The organism is Sporofaciens sp. St.21A7, assembly GCF_059728535.1.
In genome coordinates, this window is sequence record NZ_BAAGFN010000001.1 from 1,031,389 (window position 1) to 1,057,191 (window position 25,803).

31 protein-coding genes and 2 pseudogenes are annotated in these 25,803 nt (G+C 42.8%); 26 read left to right on the top strand and 7 right to left on the bottom strand.

From position 1 onward, the window contains the following. Positions 1 to 23 precede the first annotated feature (23 nt). The 9 genes and pseudogenes from AC6I3O_RS05045 to AC6I3O_RS05085 all read left to right on the top strand — a co-directional run bounded on the left by AC6I3O_RS05045 (position 24) and on the right by AC6I3O_RS05085 (position 5,918). Positions 24 to 278 carry an AlbA family DNA-binding domain-containing protein gene (locus AC6I3O_RS05045; protein ID WP_497849972.1) on the top strand — a complete coding sequence of 85 codons (255 nt, stop codon included), beginning with the start codon at positions 24 to 26 and terminating at the stop codon, positions 276 to 278. A 184-nt stretch (positions 279 to 462) separates the two neighbouring features. Beyond that, positions 463 to 642 (top strand): hypothetical protein, encoded by a 180-nt coding sequence (locus AC6I3O_RS05050; RefSeq protein WP_257341044.1) that lies wholly within the window; start codon positions 463 to 465, stop codon positions 640 to 642. Between the two features lie 135 nt (positions 643 to 777). Then, positions 778 to 1,563 (top strand): annotated as a pseudogene (locus tag AC6I3O_RS05055) (ParA family protein); the annotation flags it as partial. Positions 1,564 to 1,602: 39 nt separating this feature from the next. After that, positions 1,603 to 2,169, top strand: a complete 567-nt coding sequence (locus AC6I3O_RS05060) for a ParB/RepB/Spo0J family partition protein (protein ID WP_497853421.1) — start codon at positions 1,603 to 1,605, stop codon at positions 2,167 to 2,169. A gap of 307 nt (positions 2,170 to 2,476) precedes the next feature. Then, entirely contained in the window at positions 2,477 to 2,995 is a 519-nt protein-coding gene (locus AC6I3O_RS05065; protein ID WP_497849973.1) for a DUF6431 domain-containing protein, read from the top strand. 94 nt (positions 2,996 to 3,089) lie between these two features. Continuing rightward, complete coding sequence (locus tag AC6I3O_RS05070; protein ID WP_300918200.1) at positions 3,090 to 4,361, top strand: DDE-type integrase/transposase/recombinase; 1,272 nt, start codon at positions 3,090 to 3,092, stop codon at positions 4,359 to 4,361. Next, positions 4,358 to 5,167, top strand: coding sequence for an ExeA family protein (locus AC6I3O_RS05075; protein WP_497849974.1), 810 nt, complete (start codon positions 4,358 to 4,360; stop codon positions 5,165 to 5,167). The genes AC6I3O_RS05070 and AC6I3O_RS05075 overlap by 4 nt, the downstream gene beginning before the upstream one ends. Positions 5,168 to 5,180: 13 nt before the next feature. Next, positions 5,181 to 5,510: a DUF6618 family protein gene (locus AC6I3O_RS05080; protein ID WP_497849975.1), complete on the top strand. Its 330-nt coding sequence runs from the start codon at positions 5,181 to 5,183 to the stop codon at positions 5,508 to 5,510. A gap of 198 nt (positions 5,511 to 5,708) precedes the next feature. Further along, positions 5,709 to 5,918 (top strand): hypothetical protein, encoded by a 210-nt coding sequence (locus AC6I3O_RS05085; protein ID WP_497849976.1) that lies wholly within the window; start codon positions 5,709 to 5,711, stop codon positions 5,916 to 5,918. Between the two features lie 265 nt (positions 5,919 to 6,183). Here the strand turns inward: AC6I3O_RS05085 and AC6I3O_RS05090 are convergent, their stop codons facing one another. After that, a complete protein-coding gene (locus AC6I3O_RS05090; RefSeq protein WP_168354808.1) occupies positions 6,184 to 6,360 on the bottom strand; it encodes a hypothetical protein in 177 nt (58 codons plus the stop codon). 52 nt (positions 6,361 to 6,412) lie between these two features. Further along, positions 6,413 to 7,561, bottom strand: a complete 1,149-nt coding sequence (locus AC6I3O_RS05095) for an IS91 family transposase (RefSeq protein ID WP_497853422.1) — start codon at positions 7,559 to 7,561, stop codon at positions 6,413 to 6,415. Between the two features lie 196 nt (positions 7,562 to 7,757). On the opposite strand from AC6I3O_RS05095, the gene AC6I3O_RS05100 reads away from it, so the two are divergent. From AC6I3O_RS05100 to AC6I3O_RS05110, 3 genes are all read left to right on the top strand, one after another. Next, positions 7,758 to 8,645 (top strand): hypothetical protein, encoded by an 888-nt coding sequence (locus tag AC6I3O_RS05100; RefSeq protein ID WP_497849977.1) that lies wholly within the window; start codon positions 7,758 to 7,760, stop codon positions 8,643 to 8,645. Positions 8,646 to 8,736: 91 nt separating this feature from the next. After that, a complete protein-coding gene (locus tag AC6I3O_RS05105; RefSeq protein ID WP_497849978.1) occupies positions 8,737 to 9,231 on the top strand; it encodes a hypothetical protein in 495 nt (164 codons plus the stop codon). 14 nt (positions 9,232 to 9,245) lie between these two features. Continuing rightward, a complete protein-coding gene (locus tag AC6I3O_RS05110; RefSeq protein WP_497849979.1) occupies positions 9,246 to 9,911 on the top strand; it encodes a hypothetical protein in 666 nt (221 codons plus the stop codon). A gap of 62 nt (positions 9,912 to 9,973) precedes the next feature. On the opposite strand, the pseudogene AC6I3O_RS05115 reads toward AC6I3O_RS05110, so the two are convergent. Both AC6I3O_RS05115 and AC6I3O_RS05120 read right to left on the bottom strand, forming a co-directional pair. Further along, positions 9,974 to 11,682, bottom strand: a pseudogene (locus AC6I3O_RS05115) (relaxase/mobilization nuclease domain-containing protein). Next, complete coding sequence (locus AC6I3O_RS05120; protein WP_497849980.1) at positions 11,654 to 12,070, bottom strand: plasmid mobilization protein; 417 nt, start codon at positions 12,068 to 12,070, stop codon at positions 11,654 to 11,656. Before AC6I3O_RS05120 ends, AC6I3O_RS05115 begins: the two are co-directional and overlap by 29 nt. A 479-nt stretch (positions 12,071 to 12,549) precedes the next feature. Between AC6I3O_RS05120 and AC6I3O_RS05125 the strand changes: the two genes are divergently transcribed. Genes AC6I3O_RS05125 through AC6I3O_RS05135 form a run of 3 tightly spaced genes read left to right on the top strand, consistent with a single transcriptional unit; the run spans position 12,550 to position 15,780 of the window. Then, positions 12,550 to 13,785: a site-specific integrase gene (locus tag AC6I3O_RS05125; protein ID WP_290451271.1), complete on the top strand. Its 1,236-nt coding sequence runs from the start codon at positions 12,550 to 12,552 to the stop codon at positions 13,783 to 13,785. Continuing rightward, positions 13,782 to 14,765 carry a tyrosine-type recombinase/integrase gene (locus tag AC6I3O_RS05130; protein WP_004074395.1) on the top strand — a complete coding sequence of 328 codons (984 nt, stop codon included), beginning with the start codon at positions 13,782 to 13,784 and terminating at the stop codon, positions 14,763 to 14,765. The genes AC6I3O_RS05125 and AC6I3O_RS05130 overlap by 4 nt, the downstream gene beginning before the upstream one ends. After that, positions 14,755 to 15,780 carry a tyrosine-type recombinase/integrase gene (locus tag AC6I3O_RS05135; RefSeq protein WP_172538080.1) on the top strand — a complete coding sequence of 342 codons (1,026 nt, stop codon included), beginning with the start codon at positions 14,755 to 14,757 and terminating at the stop codon, positions 15,778 to 15,780. Before AC6I3O_RS05130 ends, AC6I3O_RS05135 begins: the two co-directional genes overlap by 11 nt. A gap of 268 nt (positions 15,781 to 16,048) precedes the next feature. Here AC6I3O_RS05135 and AC6I3O_RS05140 read toward each other — a convergent pair whose 3' ends face one another. From AC6I3O_RS05140 to AC6I3O_RS05150, 3 genes are all read right to left on the bottom strand, one after another. After that, positions 16,049 to 16,732 (bottom strand): tyrosine-type recombinase/integrase, encoded by a 684-nt coding sequence (locus AC6I3O_RS05140; protein WP_497849981.1) that lies wholly within the window; start codon positions 16,730 to 16,732, stop codon positions 16,049 to 16,051. A gap of 129 nt (positions 16,733 to 16,861) precedes the next feature. Further along, positions 16,862 to 17,095 (bottom strand): site-specific integrase, encoded by a 234-nt coding sequence (locus AC6I3O_RS05145; RefSeq protein WP_497849982.1) that lies wholly within the window; start codon positions 17,093 to 17,095, stop codon positions 16,862 to 16,864. Then, on the bottom strand, positions 17,052 to 18,044 hold the full coding sequence (locus AC6I3O_RS05150; protein WP_497849983.1) for a tyrosine-type recombinase/integrase: 993 nt from the start codon (positions 18,042 to 18,044) through the stop codon (positions 17,052 to 17,054). Before AC6I3O_RS05150 ends, AC6I3O_RS05145 begins: the two co-directional genes overlap by 44 nt. Positions 18,045 to 18,510: 466 nt before the next feature. Between AC6I3O_RS05150 and AC6I3O_RS05155 the strand changes: the two genes are divergently transcribed. The 11 genes from AC6I3O_RS05155 (at position 18,511) to AC6I3O_RS05205 (ending at position 25,797) form a co-directional block, all read left to right on the top strand. After that, positions 18,511 to 18,783, top strand: coding sequence for a hypothetical protein (locus AC6I3O_RS05155; RefSeq protein ID WP_497849984.1), 273 nt, complete (start codon positions 18,511 to 18,513; stop codon positions 18,781 to 18,783). Further along, positions 18,741 to 19,343: an SIR2 family protein gene (locus AC6I3O_RS05160; RefSeq protein WP_497853423.1), complete on the top strand. Its 603-nt coding sequence runs from the start codon at positions 18,741 to 18,743 to the stop codon at positions 19,341 to 19,343. Before AC6I3O_RS05155 ends, AC6I3O_RS05160 begins: the two co-directional genes overlap by 43 nt. Continuing rightward, positions 19,344 to 21,038: an ATP-binding protein gene (locus AC6I3O_RS05165; RefSeq protein WP_497849985.1), complete on the top strand. Its 1,695-nt coding sequence runs from the start codon at positions 19,344 to 19,346 to the stop codon at positions 21,036 to 21,038. A 257-nt stretch (positions 21,039 to 21,295) separates the two neighbouring features. Further along, positions 21,296 to 21,454: a hypothetical protein gene (locus AC6I3O_RS05170; protein WP_497849986.1), complete on the top strand. Its 159-nt coding sequence runs from the start codon at positions 21,296 to 21,298 to the stop codon at positions 21,452 to 21,454. A 77-nt stretch (positions 21,455 to 21,531) separates the two neighbouring features. Next, positions 21,532 to 22,101, top strand: a complete 570-nt coding sequence (locus AC6I3O_RS05175) for a TetR/AcrR family transcriptional regulator (RefSeq protein WP_497849987.1) — start codon at positions 21,532 to 21,534, stop codon at positions 22,099 to 22,101. A gap of 18 nt (positions 22,102 to 22,119) precedes the next feature. Then, positions 22,120 to 22,584, top strand: coding sequence for a YbhB/YbcL family Raf kinase inhibitor-like protein (locus AC6I3O_RS05180; RefSeq protein WP_497849988.1), 465 nt, complete (start codon positions 22,120 to 22,122; stop codon positions 22,582 to 22,584). Positions 22,585 to 22,687: 103 nt separating this feature from the next. After that, positions 22,688 to 23,104, top strand: coding sequence for a MerR family transcriptional regulator (locus AC6I3O_RS05185; RefSeq protein ID WP_497849989.1), 417 nt, complete (start codon positions 22,688 to 22,690; stop codon positions 23,102 to 23,104). 27 nt (positions 23,105 to 23,131) lie between these two features. After that, the gene (gene dmpI, locus AC6I3O_RS05190; protein ID WP_497849990.1) at positions 23,132 to 23,341 is read left to right on the top strand and encodes a 4-oxalocrotonate tautomerase DmpI; all 210 of its coding nucleotides are present in this window, start codon (positions 23,132 to 23,134) and stop codon (positions 23,339 to 23,341) included. Between the two features lie 48 nt (positions 23,342 to 23,389). Further along, positions 23,390 to 24,160: an SDR family NAD(P)-dependent oxidoreductase gene (locus AC6I3O_RS05195; RefSeq protein ID WP_497849991.1), complete on the top strand. Its 771-nt coding sequence runs from the start codon at positions 23,390 to 23,392 to the stop codon at positions 24,158 to 24,160. Between the two features lie 469 nt (positions 24,161 to 24,629). Further along, on the top strand, positions 24,630 to 25,118 hold the full coding sequence (locus tag AC6I3O_RS05200) for an ABC transporter ATP-binding protein (RefSeq protein ID WP_497849992.1): 489 nt from the start codon (positions 24,630 to 24,632) through the stop codon (positions 25,116 to 25,118). A gap of 373 nt (positions 25,119 to 25,491) precedes the next feature. Further along, positions 25,492 to 25,797, top strand: a complete 306-nt coding sequence (locus tag AC6I3O_RS05205; protein WP_244324790.1) for a hypothetical protein — start codon at positions 25,492 to 25,494, stop codon at positions 25,795 to 25,797. Positions 25,798 to 25,803: the final 6 nt, after the last annotated feature.

The window sequence follows — 25,803 nt, forward strand, 5'->3', positions numbered from 1 at the left end:
TATGTGATAAAGGGGATGATCAAATGACAGAAGCTGAAATATTGGAATTAATTAGAAGTGGAGAAAGCACTACTGTAGAATTCAAAAAATCTACAAATGAAATTACAAAAGATGTTTATGATACAGTTTGTTCATTTTCTAATCGGGATGGCGGACATATTTTTCTTGGGATAAAGGATAATGGGTCAATTACAGGGATTGCACCGGAAGCTTTGGATCAAATGAAAAAAGATTTTGTTACCGCGGTCAATAATTCAATCGAAAAATCAAGTAAATGAGCAACTATCCCCGCAAAACAAAGCATTTCCCCGCATTTCTTGAGGATTGCAACCCCTATTTACTACTTATTTACTACTGGGGAATGAGCCTTGATACGGTAAAATACCAAGAAATGCAAAGTTACAGTTTTGACCGAACTTCCCTTTAACGGTATAATGAAGCCAAGAAAGGACGGTGGACGGCATGAGGGAAAAGACAACTCATCTATATGTAGACAGCAGGGAGAAATCATTACTTTTACATAGCCTTGTGGAGCTGAAAAACCAGCTCATACAGCAGGGCAGATACGGGGACTGCGTTGACGAGCTTATCTTCAAGGTAGCCAATGCCCCGATAAAGAAAGTGAAAATCGAATATGTCTAAGGCACATCACCATGAAGCCGCTTATTCTTATGGATTTTAAGAGTAAGCGGTTTTTTTGCGTCCTGCGTCTTCTGGTACAGTTACATAGCCGCCTCGACAAAGCGGCTAAATCTATGCGAAAGGAGGACGCACCCTATGTCAAATTGCAAAGTAATCGCTTTAACCAACCAGAAAGGCGGTGTGGGCAAGACCACCACGGCGGTCAATCTGGGCGTAAGTCTGGCACAGCAGGGCAAGAAAGTCCTGCTCATTGATGCTGATGCACAGGCAAATCTAACGATGTCCCTCGGCTATAACAGACCAGACGATTTACCCGTCACGCTCTCCACCATCATGCAGGACATCATTGAGGGCAATCCCATAGATGTTCAGAAAAGTATCCTGCACCACGGCGAGGGTGTTGACCTGTTACCGTCCAATATTGAGCTGTCGGGCTTGGAAGTAAGGCTGATTAACGCCATAAGCTGTGAAAGTGTGCTGAAAACCTGCGTGAACGAGGTCAAAAAGAACTATGACTATTGTTTAATAGACTGTATGCCGAGCCTTGGTATGCTCACCATCAACGCACTGGCGGCGGCTGACAGCGTGGTTATCCCTACGCAGCCCCACTATCTTTCTGCCAAAGGCTTAGAGCTGTTGCTTCGCTCCGTGTCGAAAGTCAGACGGCAAATCAATCCCCCTCTGCGGATTGACGGCATCCTAATGACGATGGTAATGCCCCGCACGAACATCTCCAAGGAAATCACCGCCACGGTGAGAAGTGCCTACGGACAGAAAATCAAGGTGTTTGATACCCAGATACCTCATTCCATCCGTGCCGTGGAAGCCACCGCAGAGGGAAAAAGCATTTTTGCCTATGATAAAGGCGGCAAGGTAGCCGCAGCTTATGAGCAGTTCGGAAAGGAGGTGGAGATTGACGAGTTCCCAGACCACCCGTTCAAGGTCTTAATGGACGAGGACATGGAGCAGCTTGTTGACAGCATCAAGCGAAGCGGCGTGATGACGCCTGCCACCGTCCGCATGAAAGAGGACGGGCGTTATGAGCTTATCAGCGGTCACAGACGGAAAAAGGCTTGCGAGCTTGCAGGGCTTGAAACGCTCAAATGCGAGGTTAAGGAGCTGACCCGTGACGAGGCGATTATCGTCATGGTGGAGAGCAATCTCCAGAGAACCACCATCCTGCCGAGCGAGAAAGCCTTTGCGTACAAGATGCGGCTTGAAGCCATGAACAGGCAGGGGCAAAGAAGCGATTTAACTTCCTGCCAAGTTGGCAGTAAGTTGTCGAGTGCTTCAGAAGTAGCTAAAAAAAGCGGGGATAGCGAAAGGCAGGTTTTCCGTTTTGTTCGTTTGACCGAGCTTGTACCAGAGATTTTAATGATGGTAGACGAACGGCGGATTGCCCTTAATCCTGCGGTGGAATTATCCTATCTCACCGAGGGACAGCAGTACACCCTGCTTGAAGCGATGGAGTACAACGATGCCACACCCTCACTTGCACAGGCTATCAAGTGTCAGCCAGCAAATTAAATTTATCTATTACCGCAGGTTTGCTGCAAATTAAAATCTTCATTCTAAAAAACATTACTATGTAAATGTGCCGTTTTTTCCGGCACATTGTTTTCGGTATTGAATCCCCACATCCATTGGTATATATTGGTGTATGGAACAAAAAAAGAAAGAACCAAACTCCCCAGCCGGTTCTTTCTTCCTGTAATGGCATCCAGTACTAAGGTGGATGCACTAAAAACACTACAATACTATGATAAGAAAAAACTCACTGATTTGCAAGATAATTTGTATAAAAAAAACATCCATACAGCTTTTCAATGAATATATGCTGTCTTATTCATGGGAGGATGAGACATGTCCATGGTGCGGCTCCAAAGGGAACTGCGTCTCCCATGGCTCTTACATGCGCTCCATGGCTGATTTCACGTATGGAAAGACAGTCTATGGGGAAATCTGTGTCCTGCGGCTGTGCTGTACAAGCTGCGGGCATACCCATGCCATCCTCCCTGATGTCATCATCCCTTACTCTGAATATGGCCTTTTCTTCATCCTTCGGGTGCTGGCAGAATACTTCCTTCCTCTGCATACGGTAGGAAAACTCTGCTCCCGCTTCGGCATCTCCGTGTCCATGCTTTACCGCTGGAGGGACCTCTTCCTGTCCCACAAGCAGGAGTGGCTCGGCATGCTTGTTTCCGCAGAGACCGCCCCGTCCGCATTCATAAAGGGCCTCTGTTTTCTGGAGCAGTATTCCATTTCTTTTGCCTGCCAGTTCGTCCTCCTGTCCGCGCGCTCATTCCTGCAGTCACACAGGAACCCCGCAGATTACCGTCAGGAGTTTTTCTGACACATCCAGTTCTGTGGGGCTTCACACGCCATGGGAATTCCCCTCCCGGCATCCAGGGGATATGATGGAAAAAAACAAAGGAGGATCCATGTCTATGGAACATCACGCAAAAAAACTTTCGGGAGCCGCTGCCATAGCGCAGTTCAAGCTCGCAGTCATAGCCCCTGCCATCCACGGGCTTTATCCGGATGCCTCAAGGAACGCTTATTATAAGCGCGTCACACAGCAGCCGCTCACACTCCCGGACGGCAGTACGGCGCACTATAAGCCAGGGACACTCTCCAAGTGGGAATCCCTTTACCGGAAAGGGGGGATTGACGCGCTCATGCCGAAAGAACGCTCTGACAGCGGCGGGACACGCGTGCTCCCGGATGCCGCCGTGGATGAGATCTACCGCCTGAAAGCGGAATTCCCAAGGCTGAACGCAACACAGATCCACCGCCAGCTTGTGGCAGGCTCGTTCATCCCGGCAACCGTCAGCGTGTGCGCTGTCCAGCGGTTTGTCAAGCACCATGACCTGAAATCCGCAAAAAACCCGTCCATACGTGACCGCAGGGCATTTGAGGAAGACGCGTTCGGGAAGCTGTGGCAGGCAGATACCTGCTACCTCCCTTACATTACAGAAAACGGGGTACGCAGGCGTGTCTACTGTATCATGATCATTGATGACCATTCCAGGCTCCTGGTTGGCGGAGAGCTTTTTTACAGTGATAATGCCTATCACTTCCAGAAAGTACTCAAGGCCGCTGTTTCCGCCTATGGGATCCCGACGAAACTATACGTTGACAATGGGTGCAGCTATGCAAATGAGCAGCTTTCCCTGATCTGCGGCTCCATCGGGACGGTGCTCCTCCATACAAAAGTAAGGGATGGGGCAAGCAAGGGGAAAGTCGAACGGCATTTCCGTACGCTCAAGGAACGATGGCTGTACGCACTTGACATCGAATCCATCCATTCCCTCGCGCAGTTCAACGGCCTGCTTGCGGATTATATCCGGGAATACAATACCACATACCATACCGGTATTGATGGCGTCCCTTTTGAACGCTACCGCGGCACATGCGGCTGTACGCGCCTTCCAAAATCCAGGGAATGGCTGGATGAGTGCTTCCTGAACCGTGTCTGGCGCAGGGTAAACAGGGATTCCACGGTTTCCATTGACAAGGTATCCTATGATGTGCCCATGCAGTTCATCTCCTCAAAAGTGGAGATCCGTTATCTTCCGGAGGACATGGGTTCCGCGTTCATCCTTTCTGACGGCGGGCATTACCCGATCCGCAGGACGGACCGCAACGAAAACTGCCGCGCGAAGCGGGAAAACCAGCCAGCCATTGACTATTCGAGGATCGGGGGTGCAGGGTCATGACACCTCTGGCTTATTACGGCCTGTCATTCAACCCGTTTGACAAGCAGGCTGTCCGGGAGAAAGACCGTTTCCTTTCCGCGGACCTTAAGGAAATGACGTCCAGGCTTGATTACTTAAAGGATTCCCGTGGCATTGGCGTGTTCACCGCCAGCCCCGGCATGGGCAAGTCCTTCGCCCTGCGCTGCTTTGCCGCCGGGCTGAACCCGGGCCTTTACCATATGGAATACATCTGCCTTTCCACCGTCAGCGTGATGGAGTTTTACCGCCAGTTCTGCTCTGTGCTCGGCCTGGAGGACCGGGGCGGCAAGCCCGGCATGTTCAAAGCGATACAGGAGCAGGTATACAGCCTTTACAAGGAAAAGCGCAAGCCGCTGCTTCTTGCGGTCGATGAAGCGCAGTACCTGTCCACAGGCATCCTCAATGACATAAAAATGCTGATGAACCACGGGTATGACTCGCTGAACTGCTTCACGCTCGTACTCTGCGGGGAACCGCACCTCAACAGCATCCTGCGCCGCCCGGTGCATGAGGCCCTCCGCCAGCGCATCACGGTGCATTATAATTTCATGGGGCTTGGCGATTCCGAGGTCGCAGAGTATATCGCGCATAAGATCACATGTGCCGGTGGATCCCGGGCCATTCTGGACAATGCCGCGCTCTCTGCCGTGCACAGCCATTCAAACGGGAACCCGCGCCTGATCGACAACCTGATGACGGATGCGTTCACACTTGGCTCACAGATGGATAAGAAGACCATCGACGCAGAGGTCATCCTGGCGGCTGTTGCCGGCCAGAACCTGATGTAAGGGAGGTGCGGGCATGGGTTACTATTATAAATGCGCCATGGAGGAAGAGGGACGTATGGTATCATGGACAGCCAGCATCGACACGCTCAGGATGACAGCATCCGGCCAGTATGAAGCTGAAATAAATGGACGGGGCACCTATTTCCATGTCATTGCGGGACGGCATAAATACGGCAGCTTCCTGTGCATACCAAACCACGATATCGGCTGCGAGCTTGCGGATTTTTCTGATATACGCTGGACGGTCGGACGGCTTTCTATGCATCCGATAGGGAAAGTAGATGCCGTAACAGTAGCTGCCGGTATTAGCCATCTTGAAAAGGCTGGCGCAGTATCCGGGTAAAAAACGTGAAAGGCCATGGATTCTTAAAGACCATGGCCTTCTGTATGTTTGAAACTGCCGATAGAAGTGTGTTGTTTGTTTACTGGCAGCGTGCGGTTAAATACGGGACTGCGCAGTCAAATATTCAGAACATGTTAAAATAATTCGCTGTTAGTTCCGATTACAATTCGCCGTTCAACAATCAAGATGAAAAAGTTCATGCAGGAGGGCAAGCTCACCAATGAGGTCATCCAGAGCATCATGCAGGAGGAAAAGCCCAACCAGAAAGAAAAGCCCGCTTTCAAGGACGAGAGGATAACCAAGCTCATCCCCAAGTCCATCCCCAGAGGGCAGGAAACGGACTTCGTTGTCAAGGCGTTGGAGTTCTACAACCGCCACTTGCAGCGGAGCAAAGACAGGGAAAGGTAGGATAATCCGCACACCGAGGGCGAAGTCTGCCCTTTTGCGGCATGGGTGGATAGCCACATTTCCGCTTCCCCCTCTCCACACCTCTCCCCCTTGATACTGCCAAGACTATCCGAGAAAAGAGATTTATGTAAGCTGTCCAGTCGGGCAGCTTTTTTTCGCTTTATAGGAAATTCCGACCTATTGACACACAAAGAAAAACATATGTTTACCGAACATATGTTAGATAGATATGTGTTTCAGGTATTCAAAACAGACGGTCAAGGATTTAGAAAATATAAAAACCTTCCTCTCCAAAATCGTCGTCAAATGGGTCATCTTCATTTAAGAAATAATCCATATCAAGAAGGTCATCCTCGCTCATGCGGCGAATGTCCCCGGATGTCATGCCTTCGGGTGGATTATCTATATATTTTTTGCGTAGTTTCTCTGTGTTTGGGTTCATAAGTACAGCCTCCTTTGAAAGGAGTATACTACAGAAATGGGAATTAAGAAAGTCATGCAGAAGACCTTTTTCCACGAGAACGGGACATGACTTTCTCGTACAATTCTTCCAGAGAAACGCGCTTGTGGTTGAAATAGAGTTCTAAAAACAGCATAGTTGTGCCACATTCACATTTCAGCGGGTCATGGCCAAAAGCAGAGAGAATGGCCGTGCGCCACTGGTTAAAGCTTCTGAAAATGCGGTGTTTTTCACGGGAAATGATTCTATAAAGTTTTTTATCAATCTCCCGGTGGCGTGCATAAATGCCGCCATAGCGGATCATTTTGAAATGCTTTTCCGGGATATGGCGGATCAGGCGCTCTATGAACTCCATAACAGGAAGGGTCTCTTCCACATAGGCGTCATCTTCGTGGCGGTTGTAGTGAAAGGTGACAAAGTCACCATCATAGCTGTCAATCCGGGATGTGGCGATAACAGGCCGCCCCAGATAGCGTCCAATGTATTTTATGGCAGTTTTTGGGTCACATTTATTAGGCTTAGCATAGACATAGAAACCGTCTTTGTGATCCCGGTAACAGCGTGACTTAACCCTTTTGAAAGAAGGGCCGATTTTGGAGTCCATTTCATTGAGCAGGGCAGTGCGGAAAGCATTGAGGAGATAGGTATAGTTGAAGTGTCTGGTATTGCGCCAGAAACCATTATCGCTGTAACCACCCTCAGAAATAAGGCAGTGTATATGGGGGTTCCATTTTAAGTCCCTGCCAAAAGTGTGGAGGACCATGATAAAACCGGGAGTAAAGTTCATGGACTTATTCTGTTTAAAAAACATGCGTGAAACAACATTGTTTACGGCATGAAAAAGGCAGTCGAGGAGGGAACGGTCATTGAGGAAAAAATCCCGGAGCTGCTCATCAATTGTAAAAACACAGTGGCGATGACGGACATTTACCAGTTTAAAGGACATACTGGTAGTGCGTTCCATGGCATATTTATTGCCACAGGTGGGGCAGAAACGGCTTTTACAGCGGAAAGGGACAAACTTAAGCTTTCCGCAGTGTGGACAGCCATACATGGCGCCACCAAAGGAGGGATCGCCGCAGTTGATCATTTTTTCAACATTTTCGATGACAGAGTCACGGGGATGTAGGATATAAACCATTTCTTCATAATGATCTTTAAAAATTTCTTGTAGTATGCTCATAAGACTATTATGCAGGAAAACAAAAGAAAAAGAAACCCCTAATTCCCCCATGAATGGGGGCTAGGGGGTTGAAGTGTCGAAGACACTTTTTTATGTCTTGAACATTATGGAGTTTCTCTGTATAATAAAGCCATAACAGACAGGGCGAAACCTCCCTGTCAGACTGCCAGGCGCAAGCCGGAACCGGGGTGATATTATGCAGGGTGGAATAATACAGGAAGAGCCAAAAGAGAAAGCAGTGGAAAAAAAGGATTCCTTTGCCAAATATACGGTGAAAGACAGCGTATTCACGACGATCTTTCGGGATAAAAAATACCTGATACAGCTATACCGTGCGCTCCATCCGGAGGATACGGAGACTACGGAAGATGCGCTTACGGATATAACGATAAGGAACGTGCTTACCAACGGAATCTATAATGACCTGGGTTTCCGGGTTGGGGACAAAATTTTATTCCTGGTCGAGCAGCAGTCGAGCTGGACGATGAATATCATTATACGTGCGCTGATGTATTTGGCGCAGGTTTACCATGATTATTTTGAAGAGCAGGACGCAGATTTATATGGAAGCAAGAAAGTCCATGTGCCGGAGCCGGAGATATATATGATCTATACAGGGGAGCGTGTCAGCAGGCCGGAAACGATTTCATTTTCCAAAGAATTTTTCAAGGGAAAAGAATGTTCCATTGAAGTAAAGGTAAAAGTAATCTATGACGGTAAAGGAAATGACATCATCAGCCAGTATGTTGCTTTTACAAAGGTATATAACGAACAGGTAAAGCGGTATGGGAGAAGCCGGGAGGCTGTCACGGAAACCATCCGCATCTGCAAAGACAGGAATCTGCTCCGTGAATTTCTGGCGAGCAGGGAAAAGGAGGTTGTGTCTATCATGATGACTTTGTTTGATGAAGAGAGGATTATGCGTAATTATGTTGCCAGTGAAAGACGTGAGGCAGTAAGGGATGCAGTAGAAAATATGTTAAAGACTGGAAAAATGTCAGCAGAGGAAATCGCCGGGTATTTTACGGATCTTTCTGTGGAAGATGTCCGGGAAATTGAAAAAGGACTGCTTCAAACGATATAATAGTTGCCATTATGCAGATACCATAGAGGAAAGATAATAGAATCCCCGGTTGTGAATGAATACAGCCGGGGGTATTTACATGGAGGGCAAAGTGAAAGAATCAGAACTGATAGGGAAAGTACATTCTGCTGTTTACCATCAGTGCCGGCATCGGGGCTATGCCGCCCCGGCAGACGTACTGGTTGACATAGGGGTGCTGCCCCGGCAGAAATATGAGGACTGGAGATTCGGGAAAGTACAGTATCTGGAAGCCGTCTGTACCTGTAATTTGAAGAAACTCTCATTTGTTATGAAGCAGATCCGCTCCTATGCGAAGAAAACAAACTTAAAACCGTCATTCTGTTATTACAAACGCTGGGGCGTAAAGAAAAAGCAAGGGCATAAGTCAGTAATCCCCCTCCGTTTCAGTAAGAGCGGAAACCCGGAGATTGAAAAAGCATATGCGACGCATTATGTAGATTTAGGGAGGGCAGAACAGCTAAAGAAAGAGAAGCTGGGGAAGGCGGCAGCGAAAGCGCAGAATGAAATGACGGATAAGACGCCGGATATGCCGGAGACAAAAATTTCTGGCAGCAGCAAAACATAAAAGAGGGAGAAGGAATGGAAAAAGAACCGGATAAAAAATATGAAACCATGAAAAAGATCATGGATGCTTTAGAGGATATCTTATGTTCCTATCAGGGCAGGGGGCATCTGTCTGTATATACTGACCTGGATTCCCTTGCGCTTTTTGCAAGCCTTGTGGCATATGGCCAGATTAAAGTGGAAAATTACAGTTATGACTATGACAACGATATCCAGGAGGACGAAGAAGCTGCCCGGATTTACGGGGAGCTTGCACCGCAGACAAGATGGCGTGTGGGGCAGCGTACCCAGATAGAAGCGATACGGATGAACGCTCTAAAACAGCTCGCATTCCTGGGTTCGCCAGTGTACCGGGAACAGGTTTCTTATGAAGATGCAGGAGCTGTTCTGGTATGCGGGGAAATCCTGCCTTATGAGATTTTCCAGTTGTTTTTAGATACGACGGGATTGAGAAAAATTTATATTTTCCCATACCCGTTCCGGGAGGGATGGGAAAAGCCGTTCTATTTTTCCTTTGAGCCGACTGGGACGGCGCAGAGGGAAATACGGAAGTATGCAGAGAAAAAACGGGAAGAAATGTACCAGGTGATGCGTGAGAAAAGCGAAAGCATTGGCTCTGTAATACCCTCAGTTGACGCTTGGCAGAATTTTCAGGTGCAGCCATCAGAATGGAATGAATGACATCCGCAGGAATTTGGGCAGAACCATAATCAGAATCCTGCGGATGTTTTTCGACGGAAGAATCAGGAAATATCTGCGCCTTTCTGCTTCTCCGGCTGTCTGGTGCGGGCCTGCCCTAAAATTTTATCGACATTGGAGCAGACCGTATTTAATTCTTTCTGATAATCCCGGTAATAATGGTAGGTTTTCTGCGCTTCCTTTTTCTTATGCAATAGCTGTTCTTTTTCCGCTTTCAGCAGTTTGATGGATGGAAGCCTGCCGTCTGCTGACTGCCCTTGCAGGAATTTCCGGGCTGATTCGTAAAGCGCAATCTCGGCAGGGTGTTCTTCCCGGAACTGTCCCTTGTGTTTTGCTCTGCAAAACTGCCGGTAGACGGATTTATTGGCAAGGTACTGGCCGGTATAATGGATCTGCTCATTTAATATCCGGAGCTTATCTTCCGTATCTTTTAAAACCTTTCTGGAACTGGAAGCAAGGTTCTTAACCTCTGAAAATGAATCTTCCAGGGAATCTCTTGTATCATATCCACGTTCTTGTATATAAGCAACGGTCTTAGCCATTTCCTTTAGATTGGAAAGTTTTACTTTATTGGTGGCATAAGCGGCATTTTGCTGTGCTTTCACACAATCCTGCAGGTTGGTTACAAGCCGCAGGTCTGACTTGATAAACAGGATTGATACAGGAGCTTCCTGTAATGGATCGGATGGCTGGTCTGCAGGCTGTTCCGATTCTGCATTAAAGGTTTCACCAGCAATGGTTTCTTTTCTGTATTCTTTACTTTTTGAATTTTCCCCGAACAGCTCCAGGAGATAATCTTCTTCATAATGAGTGCCAAGCATCCTGCCGGTAATATATTTTCCTCGTTCCGGTGGAGGTAGCTGAACCTTCCACGGCTGACTTTGAGCGTGACGTTGTATTTCTCCAGGAGTAATTTTTGAAATTCTTCCCGGCTGCAGGAACTGACGGCGCTGGCTTCGATTGCGGAGCGTAAGAAATCCTTCTGTGTCTGGAATGCCGTTCTGCGAATGGGAAGGCCGTCCGCCAGAATCTGCCGGTTGCGTTCGTCCAGTTTCTTTTGCCCCCTCCGTCCCGCATGATATTCACGGTCTGTAACTTTCTTTGCCGCAGGCGCAAGAAGGTCTGCCTGATGCAGATGTTCCCGATGGCACAGATCCATAAGGGACTGCTTTAGATGGATCAGGTAATCTTTCGATAGATGGTGCTTATATCCGGCACGGGAATCGCAGGGCGCTGAACGTCCAGTGGACGTTCGCTTAGCGCCGACCGGAGCGGAAGCGGAGACCCGCTCCATGAAGCCCTGGCGTTCCACATCGTATTTCCGCAGGCTGTTAATGACAATATGCACATGGATGTTGCCGCTTTTATTATGCCCGTCCATGTGTGTGCAGACCAGGGTCTGGTGGCCGGAGAAATTTTTCCTGGCATACTCCATCCCAAGTTTCTGCGCCCGTTCCCCGGTCAGTCCATTTTCATCTGTGTCCTTCGGGTCGAAGCTGATAATGTAATGATGGGATTTGATTTCATCATAAGATTCATTTTTACGGTACAGGGCGTTCAGTTCCCTGCACTCCATATCGAAGGTGAATGGGTCGCAGTTTATACCGTCCATGATATATCCTTTGCGAGGAATCAATTTTCCGTTTTCATTGAGTATCGGCTTGTTGGTATCTTCATCATGTTCAAACATGAGATAACGCTGTATCTCTGCATAGTTGGCATTTTTACTCGCTATGTGTTTCAGGATTGCCATGAGAACGTCCTCCGGAAACCGCCTGGAAATCCCCGGCCATCTTTAACACTTCATACTTCATTTCGTAGATTCTGGCTACGCTTTGGCCGATTGCTTTAAGCATTCTTTGGGAATGGATGCCGCCGCTGCCCCTATGCCTTGCAATCTGGTTTAAGTTGCTGCCGATCTTCCCAAACTCCGCAATCAATTTTTTCAGCTCCGGCAGGTCTGCCACGATCTCATATTTTGCCGTTACCTTCTGCTGCATAATCTGTTTCCGGGCATACTCTGCCAGTGGGAGGTGTGCGGTTTTTGCGCTTTCAGACACGATTTCATATTCCGTATCTGTGAGACGGAGCATAATCTGGTGTTTGTGCTGCAGTTCCCTGTCTTTCTTTGGTCTTGCCATTTCGTCCTTCCTTCCTGTTAAAAATATATTCGTACTTTGATCTTCCTGAATGTAGGAATCCAAAGGGGTTCCTATAATATAAGCCGATTGTGGAAATGGAATGGGAAAGGAAAAGAGGGGATTTATAAAAATTTTTGGATTTTTCCGTGATAGGAACTATCACGCTGCGACTATTTTTAATAGGAGCCAATCTGCATATTTGAAAAATATGCAACAACCGAGGGCATGGGGAGCGGAATCACCATCAAGTTTGCCGGGTAAGCAAAATCCACGAAGTGGGTTTTGAGTTACTCAGGCGAATCTTGCCCTTTATTTCAGTTCTGACATAAAAAGCATTATCCGAGAAGTTTCATTATCAAAGAAACATCGTAAGAAGTGCAGTTTATAGGCGGTTTTCAAAAAACTTCTCAGATAATTACTTAAACCTTATACTGTAGATACAGCGTAAAAATAATGCTGAATGTATAAGGAGGACAACAATGATGTGCCAAAATAACAGTGTGCCGTTTGAGCAGGTAATCCAATCCTTAATGCAGCTTTTGGAAGGGCAGGGATACTGTGTAGCTGTATTAGCAAGGAATCGCCGGATTTCAGATGAGATGAGGGGATTTTTAAGGGAAAACAAATCTGACTTCTATACCGAAGATACCGGTAGGGCTTTTGTTGAGTTTTGCAAAACGCACGATGTGTCATCAGAAACAAAAAATAATGCTGCTCTATTCACCCAACGCCTGAATGCTATTTTAAGGGGAGAAAAACTCCCCATCTGCCTTATGCCGGAAGAAAATTACGTTCTTCCTGATGGTTTAAAGATCCTTTTGGATTATTACCATGCTGACTGTATGGTCAGAGGATTAAAGGAGATTACTGCCAGAATAAACATCCAGCAGAACAGGCGTTTTCTTTATCATCTTTCCTGCAATGGATGTACAGAAGCAGGCCAGATCAATTCAAAAGTGGTTGGAACAGCAATACTTGCTATGGGAAGCGGCTGTTACATTCCGAGGATAAAGACTTTTTTAAGATTCCTTTTTGAGCATGGACATACGGATAAAGATTTCTCTTACATAGTACCTGGCTACAGGATTCCACAGCCAGTTCCTTCTGTCTATTCTGAAGACGAACTGTCAAAAATAGAAGAAGCCGTCCTTTCAGGAAATCCTCTTGGCAGACGGGACTATGCAATCGTGTTGCTTGCCTCCCGTCTGGGTCTCCGCAGTGGCGATATTGCAACGCTCACTTTTGATTCGATTGATTATGACGCAAACCTTATCTGTATTATCCAACAAAAAACAGGTACGGGACTGGAACTTCCACTGCTTCCTGAAATCAGGGAGGCGATTGCTGCATATGCCAGTGAGGAACGCCCCATTTCCGACAGCCCCTATATATTCCTTACGCCGCGCGCACCATACCGGCATATTTCAGCCAAAGCGATAGGGAAACGGATTGCAAAGGCATTAGAGAGAACAGACATTGATATCGGAGGCCGTAAACATGGCGCACATTCTTTACGTGCCTCTCTTGCCAGTTCCATGGTAAATGAGGGCATTCCCTATGAAGCAGTCCGCAAGACCCTCGGGCATTCAGATTTGAACTCCACTAAATGCTATGCCCGTCTTGACTTAGAACAGCTGCGCCCTTATACGCTTTCCCCACCAGAGGCATCGGGGTTTTTCCTCGAATTCCTTATGGGAAGGAGGTGTGTTGAATGATGAAATTCAAGAGTGCTTTCAATCAGGAAATAAATGATTACCTTGCGCTTAGGGAACATACCGTATCCCATGGTACATACAAATGTGATTGCGTTACACTGCATTCTTTTGATGACTATCTCGCTGCAAATGGCATTTGCAACAAAGAAATCTCCAGTAAAGATGTTTACGGATGGATGCAGTTGCTGCACCCGGCTTATGCCAGAAGCACAGTCGTTGGAAAAGTCAGTAACTTAAGGAAGTTCCTTGAATATTTGCGCCATGTTGGATTTTCGGTATTTTTGCCAGACTGTCCGAAACTGCGTGATACATATATGCCATATATTTTCTCAGATGATGAACTGGATAAGATTTTCCGGGCTGCTGATTCAATCCAGATGACAAAAAACAGCATCCCCCATATACAGCTTGAAATCCCCATGCTTCTCAGGCTCCTGTATTGCTGTGGCCTCCGGGTAAATGAAGCGCTGACAATCCGCATAAAAGACATCCATTTTGAAAATGATGCTATTTTGATCCGCAATGCAAAAAACAAGAAGCAGCGGATTGTTCCCATAGGCGGGGAATTAACAGATATGTTGAAAAAATACTGTCTCTCAATAGACCTGTCAGGCAGTCCTGAAAACTTTCTGTTTCCAGGCCGTGTCCCGGAAAAACATATGTCAGAAAACACTGCTATGCGCCGGTTCAAGGCAATCCTGAAAGAAACTGACATTTATATAGAGCCTGTGCCGCATACCCGTGGACAGTGCCTTCATTGTTTCCGCCATCTGTTTGCCATCAGGTCGTTTGCGCAGGCAGAGCGCAACGGCCGGCTTACGGACGATTCTGTGCCATACCTGTCCTTATATCTGGGGCATGACGACATGAACGGCACAGAAAAATATCTGAAATTCAGCAGCGATATGTTCCCTGAATACAACGACCTGTTTGAGTCTTATGCCGGGGATGTTTTTTCGGAGGTGTCGTATGAGGAATAAAACAGAAACATTCATGGAAATATTACAGAGCTTTTTTGATATTTATATGCCCTATTCAGCCGGACTGTCTGACAATACAATCCATTCTTATAAATATGCATTCCGTCTGCTGTTGGAATACATGTTTGTCAAGCGTGGGATTCCAGCAGACAAAGTTACTTTTAAACTTTTGGATTACAATACGGTCAACAGTTTCCTTATCTGGCTGGAAGAAGAAAGGGGATGCACAGCTTCCACCCGCAATCAACGGCTGGCGGCTTTATCATCATTTGCGGCGTATGCACAAAACCAGGATCTTGAGGCTGCGTCCGTATTCATGCATAATTTAAAGAAGATACCAGTAAAAAAGCAAAAATCAGGCCCACGCACGGTATTTTCCTTAAATGAAGTCACTGTCCTGCTACAGATTCCAGACGAAAGGAAATATACTGGCAGACGGGACAAAGTCCTCCTAAACTTCATGTATGCCAGTGGTGCCAGGGCACAGGAGATCTGCGATTTAAGGGTTCGTGACATGCAGAAACAGAAAGATCAGGTTCGGATTACCCTCATCGGAAAAGGGAATAAATCCCGGCGAATTATAATAGCAAAGCAATGTGGAGAGATACTTTGCCAGTATTTGTCATACCGGAAAATTGAAAACAGGCCTAACAGCCATGTTTTCTCAAGTCAAACTCATGAGCAAATGACAATTTCCTGCATTGAAGGGATTTTCAAAAAATACGTCCAGGCAGCAAAACAGCAGAATCCGGACATGTTCCTTGAAGCGCATTATTCGCCGCATACTATGAGGCATACTACCGCTACCCACATGCTAGAAGCTGGCATTCCAATCATCGCAATAAAGAATTTTCTGGGGCATACGTCGGTTGCAACTACTCAACGATATGCGGAGCTTTCACAAGGAACGGTGAACAAGCATATCAAAGAATGGAATGAAAAGTGGTTCCCGAAACAGAATGTTGTCACCCAAAAGTCTGATAATGAAAATATTATGCCTGATTTCTTGAATTAGTACTGTATGAACATACATATATTATCCGAGAAGTTTTTTGAAAACCGCCTATAAACTGCACTTCTTACGATGTTTCTTTGATAATGAAACTTCTCGGATAATGCTCTAATTATCCCGAATTCGGGATAATTAGAGTTATACCGAAAAGTATCTTATCCCGAATTCTTTAATAAAGCCTTATAAATTGGGCTTTCTCATATAAAAATTCGGGATAAGATTTTCCAACCCGTTGCCAGTGCTCTTCTCAAAAATTCGGGATAAGATTTTTTTATTTCAATCCATACAGACGTTTCAATACAGCATCATCATTGACATCATACGGGGATTTTTCTGCAGAAACTCTTGGAAAATAATCACCCGTTGCCTCTTCCATGGCTTTACGCTTCATCTCTGTGTCAGCATGTGCGTAAATTAAGGTTGTGGAAAGATTTACATGCCCAAGCCATTGAGAAAGTGTTGTCAGATCCATCCCATGCTGATACAGATGCATTGCACGGCTATGCCTCCAAATATGCGGGTGGATTTTTTCTGGAACTTCCGGGCATATCATATGTGCCTTTTTTGCATATCCATTCATAAATGCCCTGATCGTATCATCAGATATTGGACTATATATGCTTTTGCGTATCGTATAAAATAATGCTTTTGGAGATCGTTCGGCCTCACCTGGATGAAATGCCTGCATATAGTTGTGGTAATGCAATACTGTTTTTTTCATAAGTGGAAGGGAACGGTATTTATCTCCTTTTCCATGCAGCTTTACCTGTGGAGCGTTTCCGAGACGGATATCGCAAATCCTCAGATCTATGACCTCCTGAATCCGGGCAGCTGTATCATACATTAAAAGCATAAGGAACTGGTCACGTACACCTTTTCTTCTTTTTACATCCGGTTGCTCCAGAAGAACTTTAACAGCATTCTCGCTCAGATAGTCAACCGTTTCTACTTTCACACCTTTTTTAAAAGGGATTGAAAATAAATCCGCCTGATAAACTACAAGGGAAGTGTCCCTCATTACCGCATAGCTGTAAAAAGACCGTAGGCAGTTTAATTTATGGTTTCGTGTTTTTATGCTGCATTTCTAGGTATTTTCTAAAAAATCAAGATACTCCGCAATCATTTCGCCATCTAGTGTGTCAAATGTGATATCTATCAACCGGATCTGTTTTTGATCTTTTGCGAAATCAAGCAGCTGGTTTAATGCTGTACGGTATGCTTTGACTGTATGAAGGCTGCAGTTCCGCTTCTGCGGCAGATAGTCTGTCAGAAAGTCATGAATCAGTGTGTATAACAGATTTCCATTCATTCTTGCCATGGTTCCACCTCCGGAATGATCTCGGAAAAGGCTTCCCAGTCAATCCCCTGTTTTTAGATAAGTTTTCAGGGAGGAGATGTACATAGTAAGCAGTCTCCTTCAAAGTATAATGGCCCATATAGGCTCTTAAGCGCGGAAGCATGGCATCCAGATCTTTCTGTTCGTCCAGCCAGCGGTTTACATTGGCAGTAGCAAACTGATGACGGAGGCTGTAAACCCTTACGGATGGAAGCTGCTCTTTGGGAACGCCTGGATTTACAGTCTGCCAGCATTTCTGGAACTGGCGGTTTAACCATTGGCCATCCAGAGGCCCCTCGGAAGATCCAGGGAAGAAATACGGATTATCTTCATAGAAAAACTGACGCATCTTATCATAACGTCTGCAGAGCATAAGCATATCATCAGACATGACGACAAATCTCTCTTTCTTCTTCTTTGTATTGGTAATGAGGATTTCACCTGTTTGAAAATTAATATTCCTTCTTTTCAATTCCCTTCCCTCCTGCGGACGCAGCCCACAGGTGTAGATTAGGCGGAACAACACAAGAAGCATCTGCCGGGTATACGGAATCTTCTTGTCTTCCGCCAATGTATCAATCGCAGAAAACAAGGAAGATAATTCGCTATCTGAAAAAATATAGGTTTCTTTTGGCTTGGCATTCCCAAAATAACGGGCACATTCTTTCAAATGATAGCTGTCTAAGGAAATATACTGTTTTGAAGAATCCATACTCCGATGTCCAAGGATCTGTGCAGTTGTTGTAACAGGAACTTCTGCAAGGGTAAGCTCCTTCCCAAGTGTACGCCTCAGTGCATGGAATCCTTTCCCGTCATGGGCATAGCGTTCGATACCGGCTTTTTTCTGGTAACCTGACCAGAGATGCGTTAATGCCACTGTTTTGTTGAAGGGCAGATATGGATGCATCGCCCTCAAGAATTTTCTGCGCATCCTCTCCACTTATATAGGAAAATATTATCCCGAATTTTGTTTCTACTCGGCTTATATATTAAAGGGATTTTTCAAATATCGGGATAAGATACTTTTCGGTATAACTCTGTGAGAAAAGGAAATCATCTATAAGGAAAGTTTAAAAATTTGTTGATTGGATAAATAATAGATATGTTATGGTAACAGTTCAGCCTTCGGTCTCACTGTTACGGAATCCGGCCTATTGAAGTTTGCCTTACGGCAAAGAGGCTGGATTCTATTCCAACTGCTATGTGTTCTTACGAACTTTGCAACAAGTGTAAAGTCCTGGGCTGAACTGTTACATGTTATGCTGAAAATAGTAGGAAAGGTGCTGAAAATAGGTGTATTATGTGGTATACTACCAATGATTGTATATTTAGAAGAAAACTTGATTTGGAAAAATGATTAAATGTGTTATTAATCTGATAGTAGATTGGAGAATGTCATGAAATACTATATTATAAGTCAGAGAAATAATCTGTATATAGAAAATGATAAGATACGTCATAACGAGAAAGAGATAGAATACGAAGGTATTATAGAAAATGCTGTAGAAAATAAAAAGATTGAAATTTATCGAGGATTCTTATCAAAGTATTTTGAAAATACAATCGTACTTACTGGTGCTGGCTCATCCTATGGGATAGGAAAAACTTGTTTACTACCAATTATGATATGCTGTTTGAGCAAGCGGCAAATGAATGTGGATTTACTATGATTGATGGATTTTCTTTTACTTTTCCAAGAATATTTAATGGAAATAATTATGATTATGACATTGTAATCCGAAAAAATAGCAGAATAACAGCACAAGAAAACTATGCAAGCAAGGTATTTCATTTATATAAATTACATGGATCATTAGATTGGGAAAAGGATGAGGGAGCAAGACAAATTCAAAAATGTGATTTTATTAATAATGAGAATCCGGTTATGATTTTCCCGAGCAGTATAAAGTATGAAAGTTCTTATGAACAACCATTTTTTGAAATGATGTCAAGGTTTCAAACAGAGTTACGAACAGACAATGCCCTATTGATAATAATTGGATATAGTTTCGGAGATAAACATATCAATTCCATGATATTTGAAGCATTGGAATTAAATCATAGTTTGCAATTAATGATTGTTGATCCGTTTATTGAAAACTTTAAAGAAATTATTAATAGGACAAAACAATCTGCTAATATTATGTTGCTTAGAAGTGATTTTCAAGAATTTGCTTTAAATTATCCGTATTCATATGCATATAGTCAAGAAGAGATGGGAGAAGAATAAATGCAGCCATTTGATTATCATTATTTTATTGGTTATGTATCACAGGTTACTCCTCAATATGTAAAAATACATTTTCCCTCATCCACTCTCTTGAGTAAATTCATTTTTTCTGGAGAGGAATTTAATGGAGGATTAGTAGGAACATACATATCAATTGAAGGAGAAAACTATGGATTTGTTGGACAATTGCAGGAAATAGAAGTTCCAGAGAAAGAACGTCTCTCGTTGTCAGAAACGGCGTTTAAGAATCAGGAATTTCATCCAACAGCTAAAGCAGAAATTCTGTTATCCTTTGATTTATTTGAGATGGGAAAAGTAACAAAAGGGGCGAATGTTTATCCAACTATAGGGGCAAAAGTTTTTGTCTGTACAAGAAAATTTGTGCAAAAATACGTACAAGGGTTTGGACAAAAAGAAAATAGTGAAGTTTTGATGCATATAGGATATTTAAATTCGGATGAGCAGACAGAAGTGACGGTTTCTCAACAATCATTTTTTGGAAGACACTGTGCTGTGGTTGGGACAACAGGTGGGGGAAAGAGTTGGTCATTATCCAAATTAATGGAGGAAGCGAGAAATAATAATACAAAATGCATTCTTGTTGATCCTACAGGGGAGTATGCAAACCTTAATGGGAAACATTGTATACTTGCAGAGAATTCCTTTTTTAATTATAAAAGATTGACGGTTTCGGATTTGTTTTTGCTTCTAAAACCTTCTGAGAGGGCACAGGCACCCAAGTTATTAGAAGCTGTGAAAACGCTTAAAACACTTAAAATAGCTAGAGATAGTGGAGGATTGGACGAGTATTATCAAAACAACCAGGAAAAGAATGTCTTTAAGAAAGAAAATCTAAGTAAAGAAGGATTTATACAGTTTCAGCGAAAGAATTATGAAAAAATTGATGTTGATGAATTAGATTTTGATATAAGGTATTTGGCAAGACAAATTCAATTAGAGTGTATTTATGATATGGATTATCGAAAGTCTAACTCCAATTTTTGGGGAGGAAGATCAGATCAGGACTCAGCAAATTGTATTTCGTTAGTTACAAGAACAAATGCTTTTGTCAATGATATAAATTACAAAAATATTCTTGGGATAGGAAGTAATAGCGGGAAAGAAGATTTGGCAGAAACTCTTATGGGATTTTTGATTTCTGATAATAGTGAAACGTTATTGAGAATTGGTTTTGAAAAAGTAGGATACGATTTTAGTATTCGAGAGATAATTGCCAATGCATTGGCAAAGTATCTGCTAAAGATGGCAAGAGAAAGGGTTTTTAAAGAGAATCCAACAATATTCTTTTTGGATGAAGCACATCAATTTTTAAATAAAAGAGTGACCGATGATAATTTTACAGCGTATTCGTTAAATGCATTTGATCAGATTGCCAAAGAATGTCGCAAATATGGACTATTTTTATGTATTGCGACACAGATGCCGAGAGATATTCCGGTAGGTACATTAAGTCAAATGGGAACATTTTTAGTACACAGATTAATAAATTATAATGATAAAGAGGCGATAAAACAATCTTGTGCGACAGCCAATAGTAGTACATTGGCTTATTTACCTGTTTTAGGAGAAGGTGAAGCTATATTAACAGGAGTAGATTTCCCTATGCCGTTGTTGTTGAAAATGACAGCGCCAATTAAAAAACCAGATTCAGCGACACCTAAATTTAAAGGATAATTTTGGAAATGAATTTCAAAATGAAAGAAAGGGACTGTTTTAAGCGGTCCTTTTTTAGTTTTAATCTATCACAGGTCTAATTTCCTGCTATTTGCGGCATTTTGAAAAAAGATGTCAGGATAGATACCCCGTTGCTTGCGGCGGGATTTTTCATTTCCGAAATGTAAGGAAAAGGGCGTAAGCAATGAATGAGTTTACTATAACTATGCTGGTACGATAGTATTTTACTGTTGTGATTGAAAAGGAGGATGCAGAAAATGGATTTACAGAGTGAGAAGCTTCCGCTTTATATCATAGTCAACACAACAGCTATCATGGGTATTACACTTGGAAAACGGAAGTTGGAGGTTGTTGGTGCGGATTTGTATTTGTATGTCAAGACAGGAAACAGGCAGTATCTGTCAGGGAATAATTGAGCTGTTGTTTTTCTATATTGACTTCCTAACAATATTAGGATACAATATTCCTAATATTGTTAGGAAGGGAGAAAACTATGCCAAGACAAGGACTTACGAAAGAGGCAGTGGTTAAAACAGCGGCATTATTAGTAGAAGAATATGGGTATGAAAATTTAACGCTGCATAAACTGGCAGCGAAGCTAAATATAAAACCAGCTTCACTGTATACGCATATTAAGGGAATTGAAGAGTTATATAGCTCCCTTAGTCATCTGGCATTAAGCCGATTAAGAGATGAGATGTTGGATGCCGCAGCACAAAAGAAGCAGGGAGAAGCACTTCGGGCGATTGCTTTCTCGTATTATAGCTATGCGAAAAAAAATCCTGAGATGTATCGTATTATTTTGAAAGTTCCTCATAGCAATTTAGAAAATCTAGTTGGGGCAGGGCGGGAAGTGAAATCAATTTTATTTGAGACATTATCTCAATATACGAAAGAGAAAACAAAAATAATTTATTATTCCCGATATTACCACAGCATTTTACATGGATTTGTTTCATTAGAGACGGCAGGATTTTTTGATGATGGATTTTCAGTAGAGAAAAGTCTATCTGATATAGTTGATGATTTTATCAGACAACTTGAAAATAAGCAGTTTGTTTGATGGAGGTATGAAATAGATATGGATGTTTTAAATTTTGAATGTAGCAATATGAAAAATGGAGAAACATTCCCGGTAGAAAATACAGGGCGGGGGCAGGATCGTTCTCCTGAATTTATCATAAAAAATCTATCCCCACGTGCAAAGACGCTGGCCATTATCCTTGAAGATATTAAGCACCCGATCTTTAAGAATTTTACACATTGGCTTATCTTTAATATACCAGCCAGAGAAAAGATAGACGGAGCGATTCCGGGTGGCAAAATTGTTTCAAGTCTGGGAAATGCCAGACAAGGAATTGGTTATGGACTGTATCGGTATGCCGGCCCCAAACCGCCCAGGGGCAAACAGCATTTATACCGTTTTACAATGTACGCTCTTGATAGAGAGATAGGTTTAACTGGCATTCCTACAAAGAGCCGTTTTATGAAAATAGCGGGGAAATATATGATTCAGCAGGGCAATATCATTGGTAAATATGAGTAATGGGTCGAATTTTATTGACATGAAGCGCGCTTCATAGTTTATACTTTATTGAAATACTGATATTCAATAGAATTTGCTGATAGAGAAGATAGGTGTGATTGATATGTATTCGGCAAAGGAGGCTGCAGAAATAACAGGTCTTTCCACTGCAACATTAAGATATTACGAAAGAGAGAAACTCATACCACAGATAACCAGAACAGACCAAAAGTACAGACAATATACGGATACAGATATTGAATGGATAAAAATGATACAGTGTATGCGTATGGCAAATATACCCATCAGATCAATAAAGCAATATGTGGAATTACTAATACAAGGAGGAAAAACCCTTAAGCAGCGTTATGATATGGTACAGGGCCATATAAAAGATATTGAAAATCAAATAACAAATCTACAAAATGCCCTTATTTTAACGCAAAAGAAATTAATATTTTACGGAGAACTTATAAAAGAACCCTCATATAAAGAAATAACATATATGGAAGAATGGAAGATGTTCAAGCACGGAAATTAAAAAATAGAATTGCAAAGGAGAAAGAAAATGCCCTACATTACAATTGAAAGTGGTACCTTATCAGATGAGCAAAAGGAAAAGTTGATTAAGAGATTAACGGAAGTATCTTCTGAGATTATGGAAGTACCGCAAGAATTTTTTGTGACGACTATAAAGGAAGTGCCTGATAAAAATTTCGGTATCGGTGGCAAAACAATTGATAAAGTGAGAGCAGAGTATATGCAGTCACATAACTAAGTTCAAACCGCTATAAGTTTAGATTAAGTATGGAAATGAGGAATATGGATGAAAAATGTTTTAATTACAGGGACGACAAGCGGGATTGGAAAAGCACTTGCTGAAAAATTTGCCAGTGAGAAAATGAATATAATACTTGTTGCAAGAGATAGAAAAAAATTGGAACAGCAGCAATCGTTTTTGCAAAACCAATATCAGGTGAAAGTAAATTATATTCTTTATGATCTGACCAAAGAAGATGCTGTTGATTTTATCATAGAACAAATAAAGCAGTGGCGAATCCAAATTCATATTCTTGTTAATAATGCTGGTTTTAATGAATGTGGATATTTTAGGAACACAGATTTAAGAAAAGAACTTGAAATGATAAATCTGCATATACGTTTTGTTACTGAACTTTCTAAACGTATATTGATAAACATGGAAGAGAATGGATATGGAAGAATCCTTAATGTTGGTTCAACGGGGTCTTTTATACCGTCTCCTACGGATGCTGTTTATTCTGCAACAAAAGCATATATCAAGTCTTTTTCAGATGCTTTATGTGGAGAGTATAGAAAAACCGATATTAGAGTCAGCACTTTATGTCCTGGAGCGACTCAGACGGAATTTGCTATAAAGGCTAATATAGATAATACATTGCTTTTCAAATTGGCCGTAATGAAGCCGGAACGAGTTGCAGAAGTTGCTTATTCTAAAATGATGAAAGGCAAGAGAATTATTATTCCAGGAATGTATAACAAACTTTTAGTTGCTTTTTCAAAAATATTGCCTGTTAGTATTACAAATAGAGTGACGTTATATATGATGAATGCCTAAGAAAAAAAATAAGATGCTCTGCTATGATACAGTAACGCATATCACCAACAAGGCACAGAGGATAAAGGGTGCAGGTGGCATTAGGTCTTTCACTGATTGAGCATTCCGGCAGATTAAGGAGCAGGAACTGTTTTTTGAATGGAAGGAGATTTTGATAAGTAAGGCTGGAAAGTGGAAATTTGGGGAATTCTATGAATTGATTTTAGATTTCTACTACTGGTTGCGCGGATGTATAGAGGGTTATATGGAACGCAACTGAATATTTTGGTATTGTAAAACGTGAATTTCAGTGAATGGTTCAGAATCAGGCCATTGTACTGAAATTAAAAAAATGAAATGGAGAAATAAAAATATGCAATACGATATAGTAGTTAAAAGTCTATCTAAGTCTTACCAATCAAAGGGAATAATAAAAAACGCTTTATCCAATGTTACTCTTAATATTCCGCAAGGCAAAATCTTTTGTATTATGGGTTCATCAGGGAGTGGTAAGAGTACGCTGTTAAAGATATTAGGAGGGATTGAAAAGCCTACTTCCGGTACTGTCTACATTAATGGGACTAATATGGCAGACTATAAGCAGCAGGATTATGATCGCTATCGTCAGATGACAGTCGGTTATGTATTTCAAGACTTTAATCTGTTGGAAGGTCTGACATTAAAAGAGAATATAATCTTGCCCTTAACCTTACAAAAACTGAATGAAGTAGAAATACAAAGAAAGTATACGGATACATTACGGTGCGTAGATATCAGATATTGTGAAAATAACTATCCGGAGCAGTCATCTGGAGGTGAACAGCAGAGGGCGGCGATTTGCCGGGCAATCATCAAAACTCCAAAACTGATATTGGCAGACGAGCCATGCGTCGGTCAATTTGGAATCGGATATCGGGAAGTCGGTAGTTTCTTTGATTGCTATGACCTCACCATTGCCATGCGCGTATTCCATTGCTAATTCCTCCGAAAATGCCGGGATGATTGTCTTAAAACAGTCCTCCGTGGTAGGGTCTTCTAAATACACCTTGTAAACTTTCATATTTTCCATGTGGCTTTCCCCTTTCTCTAAAGTTCATACGTGTGAACTTTTTTGTACGTTTTTCCCTGTAGTAGAATCAATATTTAAATTCTAATTACATTATAGGCTTTACAAAACGATAGAAAAATTAAAAAAGGATTGACAAATGATTTTAAAGGGTGTATCATCCAACATGTAAAGGCAAGGGCGTCTTTGAGATGAAGTTCTCAGAGACGCTTTTTACTTTACAAATGAAAATACACGATTTGATATAAAAGGCAAGGGGGTCTTTTGCGGCGCAGGGAAAAGCGTCATGAAAGCCATCCTTGCCTTTTTATTTTCAAATTGGAAGGAGTGGGATTATGAAGAATGTATCAGATTTTTTGGATGTAAAGTATTCCAGCCGCTTTACCGTACAACACCGGATTGTATGCCGCATTTGCTGGATGAAAAGAATGTACGGATGCCGGAGCTTAAGTCCAGATGGGAGGGACTTCTAAAAAAACTTGCAAGATTGGAAGAACAGATTGCGGTCAAGACCGATGAATTGGAAGAAACAGCGATGCGGCTTACAGGTGCGGAAGACGTAGAATTTACTGTTTGGCGTAAAATAAGTTGATAAATT